This is a genomic window from Methylobacillus arboreus, assembly GCF_020532725.1.
GTDB lineage: Bacteria > Pseudomonadota > Gammaproteobacteria > Burkholderiales > Methylophilaceae > Methylobacillus > Methylobacillus arboreus.
Window position 1 is genome coordinate 34259 of the sequence record NZ_JAJAVC010000003.1, and the last position, 17715, is coordinate 51973.

Sequence of the window (17715 nt, forward strand, 5' to 3'; positions counted from 1 at the left end):
ATGACTGGAATTAACTGGTTCAAATATGCTGCACCGCAAACCTTTTTCCACTTGAGTGGCAAGTGGATTCCCGTGCTGGGTTGGATTGCATTCTTCCTGGCCATTGCTGGCCTTTATATTGGTTTTTTTATTGCACCTACGGATTTTCAGCAAGGTGAGGCTTATCGGATTATTTTTATTCACGTGCCGGCTGCCTGGATGTCGATGGTGATCTATCTGGCGATGGCATTCTGGGCTGCGATTGGACTGGTATTCAATACGAGGTTGTCTGCGATGATGGCATTGGCGTTGGCGCCTACGGGCGCATTGTTTACGGCATTGGCATTGATTACCGGGTCCTTCTGGGGCAAGCCTACATGGGGCACATGGTGGGTGTGGGATGCGAGATTGACTTCCGAGCTTATTTTGCTGTTTCTCTACGTTGGTTTTATCGCGTTGCATGCATCCATTGATAATCCCCAGCGTGCTGATCGTGCGGCGGCGATTATTGCGATTGTCGGGGCGCTCAATGTACCTATTATTTATTTCTCAGTGCAATGGTGGAATACACTGCATCAAGGAGCGTCGATTAATGTGGCATCAGCACCAAAAATGGCGGTAACGATGCTCATCGGCATGTTGGTGATGACCTTGGCAAGCTGGGCATACAGTGTCGCTGTTGCCCTGTTCCGTGTGCGTTGCATCATTCTCGAGCGGGAGCGGCACGCAGCTTGGGTGAATGATTTGAAAGAGGTGAAATCCTGATGCAATGGAATTCATTTGCAGACTTCCTTTCTATGGGAGGTTATGCCGTGTATGTTTGGAGTTCGTTTGGTTTGACCATTCTGGCCTTGATTTGGGAGGTTGCCGCACTGAGGTTGCGTAAAAGCAAGGCAATCAAACAAATCAAGCAGGCAGATGCATGGGCTAAGCGAAGGGTGGAGCGTTAAAAAATGAAATTAAGGTATAAGCGACTAGGGTTGATCCTGGGAGCGGTGGCGCTGGTTGCCGTGGCGATAGGGCTGGTATTGAACGCATTTCAAAGCAATATTGTTTTTTTCTATACGCCCACTCAAATTGTGAATGGTGAAGTACCAAAGGAAACCAGTTTCCGGATTGGCGGCATGGTGTTGGAGGGAAGCCTCAAGCGGCAGGATGATGGCCTGACGGTTCAGTTTGCTGTAACAGACACAGTGAATGTGGTGCCGGTTACCTATACAGGTATCCTGCCCGACCTCTTCAAGGAGGGAAAGGGCGTCGTTGCACAAGGCGCGCTGGATAGCCAGGGTCGCTTTGTCGCCAGCAATGTGCTCGCCAAACATGATGAGAACTACATGCCGCCCGAAGCTGCTGAAGCTTTGAAGCGCGCGAAGGTTACACAGTCACCTGCAGTTCAACCGGACGGGAGCAATTCGTGATTCCTGAAATTGGGCACTTTGCTCTCGTATTAGCCTTATTTGTTGCCATTGTTCAGGGGGTTATGCCGATTGCGGGCGCAACGCTGTTAAAGCCAATCTGGATTGGGCTGGCAATCCCTGCAGCGCGATTGCAGTTTGTTCTAGTCGCATTATCCATGATATGCCTTGCGTACACGTTTGCGGTCAAGGATTACTCCGTGCTGTATGTAGCCTCGAACTCGAACTCCCAGTTGCCGTTGCATTATCGGGTTGCTGCGCTCTGGGGAGGGCATGAGGGGTCACTGTTGCTATGGGCATTCATTCTGAACGTATGGACATTGGCTGTTACCTTTTTCTCAAAAGGCCTGCCTGCGCTGACGCGAGCACGGATTATTGGGGTGATGGGGCTGATCAGCATTGGGTTTCTCCTGTTTCTGCTCACAGTTTCCAATCCCTTTGAACGCTTGATCCCAGCGGCGCTGGATGGTCGGGACCTTAATCCTTTGTTGCAGGATCCTGGCATGGTGTTTCATCCTCCCATGCTTTATATGGGCTATGTCGGGTTCTCTGTTGCCTTTGCGTTTGCAATCGCAGCATTGCTGAGCGGCGAACTGGATGCAACCTGGGCGCGTTGGTCGCGGCCATGGACCATCCTGGCTTGGCTCTTCCTGACCATAGGCATTATGGCCGGGAGCAATTGGGCCTATTATGAACTTGGCTGGGGCGGATGGTGGTTCTGGGATGCGGTTGAAAATGCATCCTTCATGCCTTGGCTGGTCGGCACTGCGCTTTTGCATTCACTGGCGGTGACTGAGAAGCGGGGTACTTTCAAGGCATGGACAGTATTGCTTGCGATTACTGCGTTCTCATTGAGTTTGCTAGGAACGTTCCTCGTGCGCTCCGGGGTATTGACCTCTGTACATGCGTTTGCAACAGATCCTGAGCGCGGCTTGTTCATCCTGGCATTTCTCGTCATTGTCATTGGAGGCTCGCTGGCGCTATTTGCGTGGCGTGCCTCCAGCATTGTTCGCGGCGGCGGTTTCAGTGCGCTTTCAAGAGAGAGTTTCCTGCTTTCGAATAACGTATTGCTGGTGGTGGCCGCTGCATCAGTCATGCTCGGTACGCTATATCCATTGGTGCTGGATACCTTGAATCTGGGCAAGATATCGGTTGGGCCTCCCTACTTCGATGCAGTGTTTGCGCCATTGATGGCGCCTGCTGTCTTCTTGATGGGGATTGGGCCCCTTGCTAGGTGGAAAAAAGCCGAGTTGCCAGAGTTGGTCGTAAGGCTGCGTTGGGCATTCGTGGTGAGCCTGCTGGTTGCTGGATTGCTGCCCCTATTGTTGGGACGTTGGACGCCAATGATCGGGTTGGGAATATTCCTGGCTTTCTGGGTGTTTGCATCTTCTTTGCAAAGCCTTTGGTTACGGCTGAGATTGGCTGGGGTGCCCTTGATAGAGCGTTTCAAGCGTTTGACATTTGCATGGTGGGGAATGTGGCTCGCGCATGTGGGGATCGGGGTATTCATTCTTGGGGTGACCATTGTCAAAGGTTTTGAAACCGAGACAGCTGTACGCATGCACCCAGGGGATGTCGCGCATTTATCTGGATATGATTTTGTCTTTGATGGCGTCACAAAGGTACAAGGGCCCAATTACACTGCAACCCAGGGCAATTTCCGTGTTAACAAAAATGAGCGTGAGCTGGCGACGATACATCCTCAAAAGCGCCTGTATACGGTACAGAACATGCCGATGACAGAAGCAGGGATTTCTGCCGGAATATGGAGCGATCAATACGCTTCGCTGGGGGAGCCGCTTGGCGACGGCAGTTGGAGCGTGCGGATATATTACAAGCCCATGGTGAACTGGATATGGGGCGGTTGCTTACTGATGGCGATTGGAGGTGGTCTGGCATTGAGCGACAAACGGTATCGCATCAAACGCAAAGGGCATCAAGTGGATGGAGTCGCCGCATGAAACGACTATTGATCATTATTCCCTTGGTGATTTTTTTGCTTGTGGTTATTTTCCTTGCGGTGGGCCTGCACCGCGACCCGAGCGAAGTGCCGTCTCCATTGGTCGGCAAGCCAGCGCCGGCATTCAATCTGCCCCGGCTGGATGATCCGGAGACCTTGTTCTCCTCATCCCAGATGCAAGGGCAGGTATGGCTGTTCAATGTATGGGCTTCCTGGTGCGCGCCTTGCAGGGAAGAGCACCCATTGCTGCTTAAATTGGCGGCGAGCCAACTGGTACCCATCGTAGGAATGAACTACAAGGACCAGCGGGAAAAGGCGTTAATCTGGCTTGAACAAGGCGGTGGCGATCCTTATGTCGTGACAGTGTCGGATGCTGATGGACGGGTTGGCATTGATTATGGCGTGTATGGTCTGCCGGAAACATACGTCATCGATAAAAAAGGCGATATACGTTACAAGCAAATAGGCCCCTTTACCGAGCAGATCATCGCCGAAAAAATACTTCCACTGCTGATGGAGTTGAAGGCCGAGTGAAATATTGCGTCGTTTTTTATGTATTGCTGCTGTCTTGCACATCATTATCAGCGCAAGATGCGGTGCCTCTAGCTGCTGATCCAAAAGTAGAGGCGCAGGTTTCCCGGTTGGCAGAAGAGTTGCGCTGCGTGGTGTGCCAAAATCAAACCTTGGCCGATTCCGATGCGCCTCTTGCCGGAGACCTGAGAAACCAGATTCGGGAAATGGCAGCGCAGAATATGAGCGATCAGGAAATTGTCCAGTACCTGGTGGCCCGCTACGGTGATTTCGTTCTTTACCGGCCCCCATTCAAGGCCACTACAGCGTTGTTATGGCTCGGGCCATTCGTCCTATTGTTTATCGCAGCTTTATCAGTTGTCCTGATTGTACGGCGCCGCGAGCGGCCAGTGACTGCTGAGTCTTTGTCCCCTGCTGATTCCCAGAGGCTGTCTGAATTGTTGAAGCAGGAGAAATAACGTGCTGATTTTCTGGATTATTGCGGCTTCATTGATCTTGATCACAGTGATTTCACTGATCAAGCCGTTGTTGTGGCCTACTCAAAATGCACTTGTTAGCCGTACAAAATCCACCGTCGAAATTTATCGCCAGCAGTTTGACGAGCTGGAGCAGGATAAATCCAATGGATTGCTTGATCTTCAGCAGTATCAGCAGGCCAAGAGCGAATTGGAACAACGCTTGTTACAAGAAGCCGAGATTGATAAAGCGGATAGGAGGACAGGTTCGCAAGCCCTCCCCGATAGAGTGGTACCTTGGGTATTGGCTATTGTCATTCCGCTTGGGGCGGTGCTTTTTTATCTGCAAACCGGCTATCCGACGGCAATCAATGAATTGAAGCAGCCTCCATCCAGCCAATTGGCAAGCGGTGAGGATGTTCCTGAAAATATTGAACAGATATTGCGCTCACTCAAGCAGCAGCTTGAGCTAGATCCCCAAGACGCTGCAGGGTGGGCATTGCTGGCCCGGGCCAACGCCAAATTGCAGCGCTATGATGAGGCTGTCCAGGCGTTTGAAAGAGCAGTGATTGCTGCGCCTGATGACCCTGAGTTGCTGGTTGATTATGCTATCACGCTGGCGTTCATCAACAACCATGACATGACAGGCAGGCCCGAGGAATTGGTAAACAAAGCCCTGGACATTGATCCCGAACAGATCAAAGCCTTGATGTTGGCCGCCTCAGCTGCATTTGACCGTCAGGATTATGCTCGCGCCATTGCATTATGGCAGCGCTTGTTGCAACGATTACCAGCGGATTCTCAAGCCGCAATTTCTGTTACTGAAGCGTTAGATGAGGCGCTTCGATTGCAGGAGCAGCAGTAATTGATGCGTTTGGTGCAGTTAAAGTGGAACCACTTTTGATCTTTCAGCAGATAGTGTCTGTTATTGATAACTAATCATTTAAATATCAATGGCTTAAATTGTATTGATTCGTGGCATATTTACTGCTGGTTGCATTGAATATTGATTGCAACAGTTATTAAGGATGGTCACGGATGTTAAACCACAAAAAGTCTGCGCAGTATCTTCATACTGGGATTCTCAAGAAAAGAACGACTTGGCTGGTGGCTTTGCTGGCACTGCTGCAATTGCCACAAGTAACCGCGAGCCCCAGCGTCTATCCTACAGGTACAACAAGATATGATCCCAGCCGTGCCTTCAATTCTTATGTACTGTTTACTGGCGGCGACAATGTGGCACGGTTGATTGATCTCAACGGTAATGTGGTCAAGACATGGCAAGATGCCGGCGGTCACAGTACCTTGCTTGATCCATCCCTGAATCAGGGCAGGTTGGGGCATGTGCTCGTGACCGAATCAGTGGTCGATGGCCGTGGTACCAGCCTGGTTCCCGGACTTAACCGGACCCGGATTTCCCAAACGGTCTCTGAGCTTGATTGGAATGGCAAGCCGGTGTGGACTTTTGGAGAAAAAGCGCCTGGTGGGCTGGCCCAGCAGCACCATGACTGGGCAAGGCTTGGGAATGGAAATACCCTGTTGCTTGCCAATCTGGTCCATACCGTCCCTGGTTTCAAACAATCCCAACTGCTGGATGATGTCATCTATGAAGTGAATCCGGCAGGCGAGGTGGTCTGGAAGTGGATTGCGGCAGAGCACATACAAGAGTTTGGCTTCAGCCCTGCAGAACTGGCGCTGGTAAAAAACTCGGAGAATGCAGATTACCTGCATTTCAATAACTTGAAAGTGCTTGGCCCAAATCGTTGGTTCAAGGCGGGTGACCAGCGTTTTCATCCAGACAATTTGCTGGTGGATGCGCGCAATGCCAACTTCATTGCAATTATTGACAAAAAAACAGGAAAAGTCGTGTGGTCTTTGGGCCCCCACTTTCCCCGGATAGCACGCGGCCCCCAGGCACGAGTTGTGCCCCGGCCTGTTGACCAGATCAGCGGCCAGCATGACGCACATTTGATTCCTGAAGGGTTGCCAGGTGCAGGCAATCTTCTGGTGTTTGATAACCAGGGAGAGGCAGGTTATCCGCCGGTAGAACTATCGGTGACCGGAGGGTCGCGCATACTTGAGATCGACCCCATTAAAAAAGAAATTGTCTGGCAATATACCGGAGAGGATTCCGGGGCTCCGGGATGGTCGTTCCGTAGCACCCATATCAGCAACGCCCGCCGTTTGCCAAACGGCAATACGTTTATCAATGAAGGACAAAAAGGCCGGCTGTTCCAGGTGACGCCGGATGGGGAAATTGTCTGGGAGTATGTCAATCCCTATCCACGGTCGGCTACAGATACTGTCACCGGCAAGCCTACAGTGAATAGCCAACTGTATCGCGGCCAGCCGGTGCCTTATTCCTGGGTGCCGGTGGGCACGCCACATAGTGAGCAAGCGGTGATTCCTCCAACGCAAAGTGAGTTCCATATACCTGTTCAGGCTGACTAAGTTCTGCTTAAGATCAGCATGAGCGTGCCAATCTTGCAGAGCAATATCCCCAAACCTTCAGCTGAAAGCGCAATGGCAGACCTGAAATGCCGGTATGTTGCCGATTGCTCTTGAAGTGCGAACGCATGGTGTGCAGGCAATATTCAACACTAATCAAGCGTGGGCTGACCATAGCTGGGAAATTTATTTTTTCTCTTCTACTCGTTTTGAGGTAGCGGGCCCAATACCGACAATTTGCAGAATGGTATCTTCGTCTTTTGCACCATCGTAATGTATTTCGTTGCCGTAATGGGTGACGAAGCTGCCTGCTGGCACAGGCTTGAAATGCTCCGGATTATAGTCTGAGCCCGTTGCCACCCACCATGTGCCTGATATGACGGTGATGAACCGGTCGTTGGGGTGGGAGTGGGGTTTGCTGTGATGATTGGCTTTCCATTTGTTCAATACGACATATAAGCCGGGCTTGCTGGGGTCGCCAACCAGGACTGCGGTTTCTGATCCGCTGGGGTTGGCTACCCATTTGATGTCCTTGGGTAGCTGGATTGAGATGGCTTTTGGGTCTAGTTCTTCCCCAGCGCTTGCAATGCCGACACTGGTAGTCAGGGCTGCAAGCCCAACCAGGCCAACAATATTGAGTGCAATTAAAGTTTTCATGAGTGTTGTCATTGTGCTCTCCATATGGGCCACACCACTGAAATTTTTGACGGTGTAGCAATTTGAATAATGGAAAATACAGCAATCAATATGCCAACATATTCTGTTTTTATGCTATTGATATGTATGGATTTTTAAAGGATATGTTTTTTTATTTGTTGATCTGGCAACAAATAATGTGAAATGAAGTGGTGCCTAGCCAACTCACTTCATAGTGTATCAGGGTGCCGGAGCCAGATAGGCTTTGACGAGGTCATGTACTTTTTGCTGAATTGCCGGTATTGCTGGCGGCGCAGGGGACTGTGCTACTTCCTGTGCATATTGATAAATTGGAATGAACAGGTTGTCCTTATCAGGCGAACCACGCAAGGTGAATGTATCAGTGGTGGCAATGAGTCGATCCCATTCCTGTTTCACTGCAGACCATACAGGTTTGCTTGCTTCAAAATAACGGTCGCCTGCGCTCCAGTCATGTCCACGGATGCGTTCATAACGATTGAATCCTGACTCACGGGCAAGCACCGGCTGATTGGCAGCAATTTGGCCTGTGCGATCCAGTTTGACCTTCAGGTTTTGCTGCTCATGGGTCCATCCTGTGGGATTAATAATATGCCGGTTGTTGCCAATCAAGACGTCATAGTCATCCCGGACACTATATTCACGCCGTGGAAGAGGCCTCCATCCATCCTCATCGCTCCAACTGGAGTAGTTGCCAAAATGTTGCCATTTTGCCACGCCTGAATAGCGTGGGCTATCATCAACCTGATAGACGGTCTGCTTCCAGGTGCCTTGTTGCTGGTGGGAAGGGATATTGATTTTCTGCCAGGTATTATTGCCTCTAAATACCAATTGCTTGGAAGCTTCATATTGCCAATCCTGTCTCCAGTGTTTGGTGACAATCGGGCCTTCCACTTTGCCATTTTTATCCACAAAAGACATGACGAGCAGATGTTGCAGCACAATCGATTTCCCCGTGTCTTCCACAACATATACTTTTTCGGTGCCCCAGCTGCGATAAGGACGTGTGGGGGTGTAAGCTGAAACGAAGCCTGTGGTTTCTACGAAGTCAAAGGTGGCCCGGTATTCCCCTGCCATTGCCAGGATGGCGCGCCGGTCACGTTCAAAATCGCTGATGCCCGATTGTTGCAATGCTATCCATTCCGCAGAGGGTTCAGTGACCAAGTCTACAGGGGCGCCCCGTGTCGTGCCGCCTCTGGGGCGCAGGCTGGATTCATCCTGGAATTGCCAGGAAAACGTATATTGGTGTGAGTCCTTGGCATCTGAAGCAGTATCTGCATGGGCTTGCCCGAAGGAAGACAGCAGGATCAGCACAATCGCGCGTTGATACAGTTTATGGCTTTTGTTGGACACAGTTTGCATTTGTGGAATAAGAATTATTCTAATTATGACCAATAAGTGGCGATAAACCAAACAATACCTGCGCTGGTAGCAAGTAATACGATGGCAAGAAGGATATGGCCTCCTTGACTGGCATATGTATCCGGGAATGAGGCAGGAACTTGCTTGCGTCCAGTGATCATTGCTTTGACGAGATTTTCTCGTTTGAATACCCGATAATAAATGATTGCGGCGACATGTAGCCCGATGAGTACATAAAGCACATACTGGTTGATGGTATGCAGGTAGGTGAGATAGTCACTCGTGTCCTTATCAACTAGGGAATAAAGCGGCCCTTCAGTGAAAATGTCGTCATTCGAGAAAAGTCCGGTAACCACTTGCGCCAGAATAAGGACCAGCATGGCAATGACTGACCAGCCTCCTAGAGGGTTATGCCCAATGGTCTTGTCGCCCTTGCCCTTGATATATCCCAGTATTGCCCTTGGTCCCCGGACGAAATTGCTGAATCTGGCATAGGTTCCCCCGGCAAATCCCCATAAGATCCGGAAGATGAGCAATGCCAGGAGGGCGAGCCCGGACCAGACATGCCATTCGAGGGCATTGCCTCCTACTTTGACTGTCACAATAGCGATCACAAAAAGGGTAACAAGCGACCAATGAAAGACGCGTAAAGGGATGTCCCAGGTACTGATAGATTTCATATGTACTCCTACTTATCCATCTATTAAGCGATGGCAAAATTAGAAAAACAAATGCAAATAGTGTACCTATGCCACTTGTATTGAATACAATGGGTTAATTAAAGAAGTGAGGATTGGAGATAGGGGTTCTGCTTGTAATTCAACAATAGAATGTTGATTTTTGTGCATTCTGGCAAAGGTAAAAGGCAAAAAAATCCCGCATAAGCGGGATTTTGATTTAGAAGTTAGCGCTTCTTCGGCGGCAGCATATCTGTGATCGTGCCTTCCTTGAGTTCTGCTGCGAAGCAGATGGTTTCGGACAGAGTCGGGTGGGCATGGATGGTAAGGCCCAGGTCATGCGCATCAGCGCCCATTTCGATCGCCAATACTGCCTCTGCCAACAACTCACCTGCATTGGTGCCGACAATACCGGCTCCAATGACGCGATGGGTTTCCTTGTCGAAAATCAGTTTGGTACTGCCTTCGGAGCGGGCGATGGAAAGTGCGCGTCCGCTGGCAGCCCACGGGAAGGAGGCTTTCTCGATGTTGAGGCCTTGGGCCTTAGCTTCCGTTTCCGTGACACCTGCCCAAGCCACTTCAGGATCGGTATAGGCTACGGACGGAATCGCCAATGCCTGGAACTCAACCTTGTGCCCGGCAATGACTTCGGCTGCTACCTTGGCTTCATGCGTGGCCTTGTGCGCCAGCATAGGCTGGCCGACGATATCGCCGATAGCGAAGATATGCGGCACGTTGGTGCGCATCTGCTTGTCCACAGCGATAAAGCCGCGATCATCCACGGCAACGCCTGCGTTTTCAGCGCCTATGTTCTTGCCATTCGGGCGGCGGCCGATGGAGACCAGCACACGATCATAGACTTGGGTGTCCTTGGGTGCGTTTTCACCTTCAAAGCTGACATGGATGCCGTCTTTCTTAGCTTCAATTTTAGCAACCTTGGTGGATAGCATGATGCTCTCGAAGCGCTTTTCCATGCGTTTGTGCAAAGGGCGGATCAGGTCGCGGTCGGCACCCGGGATGAGTCCGTCCATGAACTCGACCACGCTGACCTTGCTGCCTAATGCTTCATACACGGTACCCATTTCCAGGCCGATGATGCCGCCGCCGATGACGAGCAGGCGCTTGGGAACGTCAGCCAGCGCCAGAGCGCCGGTGGAGTCCATGATGCGTTCGTCTTCAGGCGCGCCGGGGAACTTGGTGGCTTGCGAGCCAGCCGCGATGATCGCGTTCTGGAAGCCGACAGTGGTGACCTTGCCGTCCGCGGCCGTGACGTCAATCTGGTTGGGGCTGGTGAACTTGCCTACGCCCTGCACCACGGTCACGCCGCGCTGCTTGGCCATTTGAGCCAGTCCGCCGGTCAGTTTGTTGACCACGTCGTTGGCTTTCCAGTCGCGTAGTTCATCCAGGTTGATCTTGGGTTTGCCGAAGCTGACGCCGTGATGGCTGGTTTCCTCGGCCTCGGTAATCACCTTGGCGGTATGCAGCAAGGCTTTGGACGGGATGCAGCCTACGTTGAGGCAGACGCCGCCCAGCGTGGAATAGCGCTCGATCAGCACCACTTGCTTGCCGAGGTCTGCGGCACGAAAGGCGGCTGTATAGCCGCCGGGGCCGGAGCCCAGCACGACGACTTCGGTGTTGATGTCAGCATCGCCTATAGCTGTTGCTGGGGCAGGCGTCGGTGCAACTGCAGCAGGTGCTGTTTCGGCAGGACTTGCTTGTGGTTGTGACTGGGCTGCAGATGCAGGGTCAGCAGTTTCGTCTGCGGCTTCTTCCAGCAGCAGGATCAGTGCGCCCTTGGCAACTTTGTCGCCCACTTTGACCTTGACTTCTTTCACCACGCCCGCGTGAGAGGAAGGGATGTCCATAGACGCCTTGTCGGACTCCAGGGTGATCAGTGAGTCTTCCTTGGCAATGGTGTCGCCAGCCTTGACCAGCACTTCGATGACGTCGACGCTATCGAAATTGCCGATATCGGGCACTAGTACTTCAGTAATTTTGCTCATTTCTATCCCTCAACTCTTACAGCAACAAACGGCGTACGTCAGACAGCATCATGCGCAGGTGGCTGGTAAAGCGTGCGCCGTCAGCACCGTCGATGACGCGGTGGTCGTAAGACAGGGAAAGCGGCAGGATCAAGCGCGGCTCGAATTCCTTGATCTTGCTGTTGAACACCGGCTGTATGCTGGAGCGGGAAACGCCGAGGATGGCGACTTCCGGGCAGTTGATGATGGGCGTGAATGCGGTGCCGCCTATGCCGCCCAGGCTGGAGATGGTGAAGCAGCCGCCCTGCATTTCTTCGACCTTGAGCTTGCGTTCACGTGCCTTTGCCGAGAGCTCGCCCAGTTCTGCGGCGATTTCCAATACGTCCTTGCGGTTGACGTCGCGGATGACCGGCACAACCAGGCCATCCGGCGTGTCGCAGGCAAAGCCGACGTTGAAGTATTGCTTGAGAATCAGGTTTTCGCCATCCGGTGACAGTGAAGCATTGAAATTCGGATAGGTGCGCAAGGCATTGACCGAGGCCTTGATCAGGAAGGCGAGCATGGTCAGCTTGACGCCGCGTTTTTCGGCATCGGCCTGCATGGACTTGCGGAAGTCCTCGAGGTCGGTAATGTCTGCCTCGTCAAACTGGGTAACGTGCGGGGCAGTCACCCAGTTGCGGTGCAGGTTGGCGCCGGACAGTTTCTTGATGCGGGAAAGCGGCTTGGTCTCGGTGCCGCCAAACTGGCTGAAGTCGATCACCGGCGCCTGTATCACGGCAATGCCGCCAGCGGAGGCTACACCGCCGCCGCGTGGCTTGTTCAGTTCACCCTTGACGAATGCCTGTACGTCGCTTTGCAGGATGCGGTTCTTCGGGCCGCTGGCGCTGACCAGCGAGAGGTTCACGCCTAGTTCCCGCGCAAATTTTCGGACCGACGGGCTGGCGTGTGCCTGCTTGCCCGGGGCCGTTTCTACATGGGCGGCAATCGGGTTGGGGGTAGCTTGCGGTTGTATGGTTTGCGGTGGTTCCGGTGCCGGACGAGTGGGCTCAGGCACGGCGGCTGCAGGCGCTGCTTGTGCCACTGGGGCTGGCGCAGGTTTTTCTTCAGCTGCTGGTTGCGCAGTAGCAGCACTGCTGCCTTCTTCCGCATCCAGAAGCAGGATCAGTCCACCTTGGGCCGCCTTGTCGCCGACCTTGATCTTGACTTCCTTGACTGTCCCGGCGAAAGGCGCAGGGATATCCATGGACGCCTTGTCGGATTCCAGGGTGATCAGGGAGTCATCCTTGGCGATAGTGTCGCCGGCCTTGACCAGGACTTCGATGACATCAACGCTGTCAAAATTACCGATGTCGGGAACGAGTACCTCTTTAATTGCCATGCTTGTGTTCCTTAAAATTCATCTTTTCAAGATCATCATGCACAACCGCCTCATGCCTTGCAGCGGGGTTGTTGTGCATGTGCTTAATGCATCAAGTTAAACCGTAGTCGGGTTGGGCTTGTTCGCGTTGAGTTTATATTTCTTGATAGCTTCAGCGGCCTTGGCTGCTGGCAGTTTGCCTTCGTCGGCTAATGCTTTCAGCGCCGCGACTACCACGTGGTAGCGGTCAACTTCAAAGAAGCTGCGCAGGGCCTCGCGCGAGTCGGAACGGCCATAACCATCCGTGCCCAGGGTGACATAACGCTGTGGAATAAAGCTGCGGATCTGGTCGGCAAAGGATTTCATATAGTCGGTAGACGCGATCACAGGACCTTCGGTCTTTTTCAGGCTCTTGGCGACATAGCTTTCCTTCTGTGCCTTTTCCGGGTTGAGCAGGTTCCAGCGCTCAACGTCCAGGCCTTCGCGGCGCAGCTCGGTAAAGCTGGTCACGCTCCAGATGTCGGCAGCAACGCCCCAGTCTTTTTCCAGCAGCTCGCCTGCCGCAATCACTTCGCGCAGGATCACGCCACTGCCCAGGAGTTGCACCTTGGCGCCCTTGGCCTTGGATTGGCTGAATTGGTAGAGACCCTTGAGTATGCCTTCCTCGGCGCCCTTAGGCAGTGCGAGGTGGGTGTAGTTTTCGTTCATCAGGGTGATGTAGTAGTACACATCTTCCTGGTTTTGCACCATGCGGCGCAGCCCTTCCTGGATGATCACAGCCAGCTCGTAGGCAAAGGTTGGATCATAGGAAATGCAGTTGGGGATGGTAGCCGACATCAGGTGGCTGTGGCCGTCTTCGTGCTGCAAGCCTTCACCGTTCAGTGTAGTGCGGCCAGCGGTAGCACCAAGCAGGAAGCCGCGTGCGCGTGAATCGCCCGCTGCCCAGGCCAGGTCGCCGATACGCTGGAAGCCGAACATGGAGTAGAAGATATAGAACGGGATCATCTGCACCCCGCTCACGCTGTAGGAGGTGGCAGCGGCAATCCATGACGAGAACGAGCCTGCCTCGTTAATGCCTTCCTCCAGGATCTGGCCGTCCTTGGATTCCTTGTAGAACATTACCTGGTCGGCATCCTGCGGCTCATAGAGCTGGCCGACGGAAGAGTAGATGCCGAGTTGGCGGAACATGCCTTCCATGCCGAAAGTTCTGGCCTCGTCCGGGACGATAGGTACTACGTACTTGCCGATCTGCTTGTCGCGCAGCAGGGTGGAGAGGATACGCACGAAGGCCATGGTGGTGGAGATTTCACGCTCACCGGTGGCGCCCAGCATATTCTCGAAAGCCGAAAGTTCCGGCACGGTCAGCTCATTGCCCTTGCGGCGGCGGGATGGCACAAAGCCACCCATCGCTTCACGGCGGGATTTCAGGTACTGCATTTCCGGGCTGTCATCTGCCGGACGGTAGAACGAGAGGTTTTCCACCTGTTCATCAGTCAGCGGCAGGTCAAAACGGGTACGGAAGGCCTTCAGCGTTTCCACGCCCATGCTCTTTTGCTGGTGGGTGGTGTTCTGGCCTTCGCCTTCCTGGCCCATGCCATAACCCTTGACGGTCTTGGCCAGGATCACGGTAGGCTGGCCCTTATGGTTAACCGCGGAGTGATAGGCCGCATAAACCTTGTGCGGGTCGTGGCCGCCACGGTTCAGGCGCCAGATGTCTTCATCGGACATCGCTGCGACCATTTCCTTCAGTTCAGGATATTTGCCGAAGAAGTGCTCGCGCGTATAGGCGCCGCCCTTGGCCTTGAAGTTCTGGTATTCGCCGTCCACGCATTCTTCCATGCGTTTTTTGAGCAAGCCGTCCTTGTCCATCGCCAGCAATGGGTCCCAGTAGGAGCCCCACAATACTTTCAGCACGTTCCAGCCGGAGCCACGGAATGCGGCCTCGAATTCCTGGATCACCTTGCCGTTGCCGCGTACCGGGCCATCCAGGCGCTGCAGGTTACAGTTGATGACAAAAATCAGGTTGTCCAGCTTTTCACGGGCGGCCAGTGAGATGGCGCCCAGTGACTCAGGCTCATCCATTTCGCCGTCGCCACAGAAAACCCAGACCTTGCGGTCTGAGGTGTCGGCAATGCCACGGTCATGCAGATACTTGAGGAAACGAGCCTGGTAAATGCCCTGCAATGGGCCAAGCCCCATGGAGACGGTGGGGAACTGCCAGAAGTCAGGCATCAGCCAAGGATGCGGGTAAGAGGAAAGTCCATTGCCTTCCGTTTCAATACGGAAATTGGACATTTGCTCCTCGGTCAACCTGCCTTCAAGGAAGGCGCGCGCATAGACGCCTGGTGAGGAATGGCCCTGGAAGTAAATCAGGTCACCGCCGAAGTTTTCATTGGCGGCACGGAAAAAGTGGTTGAAGCCGGTGTCATACAGGGTTGCGGCTGACTGGAAGCTGGCGATATGGCCGCCGACGCCGGGGGATTTCTCGTTGGCGCGCAACACGGTCATGATCGCGTTCCAGCGGATCAGGGCGCGGATCTTGCGTTCCATGGCAGTGTCGCCAGGATGCTTGGGCTGCAGGTGCGCGGGAATGGTGTTTACGTAAGCCGTGGTTGCGTTGTACGGTAAATATGCACCTGAGCGGCGAGCCTTGTCGATCAGCGTTTCCAGCAGGAAGTGCGCGCGCTCGGTTCCCTCGTTCTCAAGTACCGATGAGATGGCTTCAAGCCATTCCTGGGTTTCTTGAGGGTCAATATCGGGGGTCAATGCCATGTAGGATTCTCCGGGAAACTTTTATGATTCGCTTGGGTATAATCAGCCTGATGCAGCATCAAGCTTGAAATGTCGTTATGGCTTGAGGCCGTTTTGAAGTCGCTATATTGGCTTTTTTGACTGATCAGGTCAAGTTTTGCCGCTTCCGCCAGCGCATGAAACCAAGGGGCTAACCCGCTAAAAACAAGAGGAATCTTATGACCGTGCAACTCAAGCAATCTGCCGCCCTGGCAGATGAAAAATCCCTGGCAACGGCTAGCCATATACTGTTTGTTCTGCCCAAAAACAAACCTGCTGCCCTGCCTTTGGTTTCTGTGCTTGAAGCGAGGTTGCGGCGCGCACGCAGCAAATATACAGATCTGGCGAAAACTCCCTTATCTGCAGACCTGCCCAATGGCGGTGTCGCGAGCTGGCTGGTACTGGACGGCAAGCAGAATACCTTCCAGCGCCACACCCTGCTACGCAAGGCCAGCAAGGTGCTGCTGGACGACCAGCCGCAAACCGTGATCGTGGTAGTGTTGGGTGACAATGCGTTGCGAAGCCAGGCGGCACGCGAGGCATTCTATGTACTGAGCGTGAATGCCGTGCCCGTGCCAACGCGCAAATCCAAGCAAAAAGACCTCCCGCTCAGGACTATTTCCATCCATGGCTGGAAATCTGCTGAGGGCTATGCCGACATTAATGCACTGGTATTAGGTAGTCAATTGACCCGTAGTCTCACGTTGACACCGCCGAATGAACTGACGCCAGGCCGGTATCGCGAGCAAATTGCCGCACTGGCCAAGCAGCAAGGCTGGAAGCATGAGGAGTTTGATATCAAAAAACTGCGCAAGTTGGGGGCCGGCGCGTTTGTCGCGGTAGCACAGGGGTCTGATCCGCAAGATGCGGCAATTGTGCATCTTACCTATGCCCCCAAAGGTGCAAAACAGCATGTGGCCTTGGTGGGCAAGGGCATCTGCTTTGATACCGGCGGCCATAACCTCAAGCCCGCGCGCTATATGAGCGGCATGCATGAGGATATGAATGGTTCTGCGGTTGCACTTGGCATATTGCTGGCTGCGAGCCAGTCCGGGTTGCCGGTCAAGATTGATTGCTGGCTGGCGATTGCACAAAATCATATTGGCCCGCATGCCTACAAGCAGAGCGATGTGGTGACGGCGCTGAATGGCACGACGATAGAAATCGTGCACACCGACGCTGAAGGGCGCATGGTGCTGGCAGATACGCTCACATTGGCTTCACGTGCGAAGCCGGAATTTATCCTTGATTTTGCCACCCTGACTGGCAGTATGCATACGGCACTAGGCGACCGTTACAGCGGCATCATCGGCAAGAACGAGCGCTGGCTGCAGGCCGCAGTCAAGGTCGGCAGTACCGTTGGCGAGCGTGTTTGCGTGCTGCCTTTTGACGAGGATTACGAAGAAGACCTTGAGAGCGATATTGCCGACATCAAACAATGCACGTTGGAAGGCGGTGCCGACCATATCCTTGCTGCACGCTTTTTATCCCGGTTTGTCGAGCATGAGACGCCGTGGGTGCATGTTGACCTTTCTTCTTACAATCGCAAAGGCGGGCTGGGTGCGGTCGCCGGTGATGTGAATGGTTTTGGCGTGAGTTTTGGGCTTGAATTGCTCAGGCAGGCCCTAATGATTTTGGCGCAGCGTCATGGTAATGAATCACACGCCTGATATTTCAATCCATCTGGATGAGGTCGAGATCACAGCGGTGCGTGCGCAAGGGGCTGGTGGGCAGAATGTCAACAAGGTTTCCAGCGCGATCCACCTGCGTTTTGATGTCAAGGCCTCGTCATTGCCTGATGCCGTGAAGGACAAGCTATTGCGCCTTTCCGACCATCGCATCACGCGTGATGGCGTTATTATCATCAAGGCGCAACTGCACCGCAGCCAGGAGTTGAATCGTGCTGATGCATTGGCACGGTTGCATGACTTGGTGAACCGTGTCGCCAGGCCACCCAAGCCGCGTGTGCCCACCAGGCCGACCAGGGGCGCACAATTGCGCCGCCTGGAAGGAAAGCGGCGTCTTGCCGAACGCAAGGCATTGCGCCGCGGGATAGATGATTAGCGCGAGTTAGGGTCTGTTGA

General features: G+C 53.4%; 16 protein-coding genes. 10 read left to right on the forward strand and 6 right to left on the reverse strand.

Annotated elements, in window-relative coordinates; translation table 11 throughout:
- The 8 genes from ccmC (at position 1) to LG198_RS00205 (ending at position 6791) form a co-directional block, all read left to right on the forward strand.
- Complete coding sequence (gene ccmC, locus LG198_RS00170; RefSeq protein ID WP_230341161.1) at positions 1 to 744, forward strand: heme ABC transporter permease CcmC; 744 nt, start codon at positions 1 to 3, stop codon at positions 742 to 744.
- Positions 744 to 929, forward strand: a complete 186-nt coding sequence (ccmD, locus tag LG198_RS00175; protein WP_230341162.1) for a heme exporter protein CcmD — start codon at positions 744 to 746, stop codon at positions 927 to 929. The genes ccmC and ccmD overlap by 1 nt, the downstream gene beginning before the upstream one ends.
- Positions 930 to 932: 3 nt before the next feature.
- Positions 933 to 1397 (forward strand): cytochrome c maturation protein CcmE, encoded by a 465-nt coding sequence (gene ccmE / locus LG198_RS00180; RefSeq protein ID WP_230341163.1) that lies wholly within the window; start codon positions 933 to 935, stop codon positions 1395 to 1397.
- Entirely contained in the window at positions 1394 to 3355 is a 1962-nt protein-coding gene (locus LG198_RS00185) for a heme lyase CcmF/NrfE family subunit (RefSeq protein ID WP_230341164.1), read from the forward strand. Before ccmE ends, LG198_RS00185 begins: the two co-directional genes overlap by 4 nt.
- The gene (locus LG198_RS00190) at positions 3352 to 3888 is read left to right on the forward strand and encodes a DsbE family thiol:disulfide interchange protein (protein WP_230341165.1); all 537 of its coding nucleotides are present in this window, start codon (positions 3352 to 3354) and stop codon (positions 3886 to 3888) included. The genes LG198_RS00185 and LG198_RS00190 overlap by 4 nt, the downstream gene beginning before the upstream one ends.
- Positions 3885 to 4343: a cytochrome c-type biogenesis protein gene (locus LG198_RS00195; RefSeq protein WP_328484872.1), complete on the forward strand. Its 459-nt coding sequence runs from the start codon at positions 3885 to 3887 to the stop codon at positions 4341 to 4343. The genes LG198_RS00190 and LG198_RS00195 overlap by 4 nt, the downstream gene beginning before the upstream one ends.
- Before the next feature lies 1 nt (position 4344).
- Complete coding sequence (gene ccmI, locus LG198_RS00200) at positions 4345 to 5205, forward strand: c-type cytochrome biogenesis protein CcmI (RefSeq protein ID WP_230341166.1); 861 nt, start codon at positions 4345 to 4347, stop codon at positions 5203 to 5205.
- 173 nt (positions 5206 to 5378) lie between these two features.
- A complete protein-coding gene (locus tag LG198_RS00205) occupies positions 5379 to 6791 on the forward strand; it encodes an arylsulfotransferase family protein (protein WP_230341167.1) in 1413 nt (470 codons plus the stop codon).
- A gap of 183 nt (positions 6792 to 6974) precedes the next feature.
- Here LG198_RS00205 and LG198_RS00210 read toward each other — a convergent pair whose 3' ends face one another.
- From LG198_RS00210 to aceE, 6 genes are all read right to left on the reverse strand, one after another.
- Positions 6975 to 7445: a cupin domain-containing protein gene (locus LG198_RS00210; RefSeq protein WP_230341168.1), complete on the reverse strand. Its 471-nt coding sequence runs from the start codon at positions 7443 to 7445 to the stop codon at positions 6975 to 6977.
- Between the two features lie 219 nt (positions 7446 to 7664).
- Positions 7665 to 8816, reverse strand: a complete 1152-nt coding sequence (locus LG198_RS00215) for a DUF6607 family protein (RefSeq protein ID WP_230341169.1) — start codon at positions 8814 to 8816, stop codon at positions 7665 to 7667.
- Positions 8817 to 8848: 32 nt separating this feature from the next.
- A complete protein-coding gene (locus LG198_RS00220) occupies positions 8849 to 9505 on the reverse strand; it encodes a cytochrome b/b6 domain-containing protein (protein ID WP_230341170.1) in 657 nt (218 codons plus the stop codon).
- A gap of 224 nt (positions 9506 to 9729) precedes the next feature.
- On the reverse strand, positions 9730 to 11505 hold the full coding sequence (gene lpdA, locus LG198_RS00225) for a dihydrolipoyl dehydrogenase (protein WP_230341171.1): 1776 nt from the start codon (positions 11503 to 11505) through the stop codon (positions 9730 to 9732).
- A gap of 16 nt (positions 11506 to 11521) precedes the next feature.
- On the reverse strand, positions 11522 to 12862 hold the full coding sequence (aceF, locus tag LG198_RS00230; RefSeq protein ID WP_230341172.1) for a dihydrolipoyllysine-residue acetyltransferase: 1341 nt from the start codon (positions 12860 to 12862) through the stop codon (positions 11522 to 11524).
- A 96-nt stretch (positions 12863 to 12958) separates the two neighbouring features.
- A complete protein-coding gene (aceE, locus tag LG198_RS00235; RefSeq protein ID WP_230341173.1) occupies positions 12959 to 15613 on the reverse strand; it encodes a pyruvate dehydrogenase (acetyl-transferring), homodimeric type in 2655 nt (884 codons plus the stop codon).
- 197 nt (positions 15614 to 15810) lie between these two features.
- Between aceE and LG198_RS00240 the strand changes: the two genes are divergently transcribed.
- Together LG198_RS00240 and arfB are read left to right on the forward strand one after the other, a co-directional pair.
- Positions 15811 to 17301, forward strand: coding sequence for a M17 family metallopeptidase (locus LG198_RS00240; RefSeq protein ID WP_230341174.1), 1491 nt, complete (start codon positions 15811 to 15813; stop codon positions 17299 to 17301).
- Positions 17279 to 17695 (forward strand): alternative ribosome rescue aminoacyl-tRNA hydrolase ArfB, encoded by a 417-nt coding sequence (arfB, locus tag LG198_RS00245; RefSeq protein ID WP_230341175.1) that lies wholly within the window; start codon positions 17279 to 17281, stop codon positions 17693 to 17695. The genes LG198_RS00240 and arfB overlap by 23 nt, the downstream gene beginning before the upstream one ends.
- The last annotated feature ends 20 nt before the right edge of the window (positions 17696 to 17715 follow it).

Bases quoted from the DNA above. Each gene is read 5' to 3' on its own strand.
- ccmD (WP_230341162.1), top strand. From the start codon at position 744: ATGCAATGGAATTCATTTGCAGACTTCCTTTCTATGGGAGGTTATGCC.
- aceE (WP_230341173.1), bottom strand. From the start codon at position 15,613: ATGGCATTGACCCCCGATATTGACCCTCAAGAAACCCAGGAATGGCTT.
- LG198_RS00220 (WP_230341170.1), bottom strand. From the start codon at position 9,505: ATGAAATCTATCAGTACCTGGGACATCCCTTTACGCGTCTTTCATTGG.
- arfB (WP_230341175.1), top strand. From the start codon at position 17,279: ATGGTAATGAATCACACGCCTGATATTTCAATCCATCTGGATGAGGTC.
- LG198_RS00240 (WP_230341174.1), top strand. From the start codon at position 15,811: ATGACCGTGCAACTCAAGCAATCTGCCGCCCTGGCAGATGAAAAATCC.
- LG198_RS00210 (WP_230341168.1), bottom strand. From the start codon at position 7,445: ATGAAAACTTTAATTGCACTCAATATTGTTGGCCTGGTTGGGCTTGCA.
- lpdA (WP_230341171.1), bottom strand. From the start codon at position 11,505: ATGAGCAAAATTACTGAAGTACTAGTGCCCGATATCGGCAATTTCGAT.
- ccmE (WP_230341163.1), top strand. From the start codon at position 933: ATGAAATTAAGGTATAAGCGACTAGGGTTGATCCTGGGAGCGGTGGCG.
- aceF (WP_230341172.1), bottom strand. From the start codon at position 12,862: ATGGCAATTAAAGAGGTACTCGTTCCCGACATCGGTAATTTTGACAGC.
- ccmC (WP_230341161.1), top strand. From the start codon at position 1: ATGACTGGAATTAACTGGTTCAAATATGCTGCACCGCAAACCTTTTTC.
- LG198_RS00205 (WP_230341167.1), top strand. From the start codon at position 5,379: ATGTTAAACCACAAAAAGTCTGCGCAGTATCTTCATACTGGGATTCTC.
- LG198_RS00190 (WP_230341165.1), top strand. From the start codon at position 3,352: ATGAAACGACTATTGATCATTATTCCCTTGGTGATTTTTTTGCTTGTG.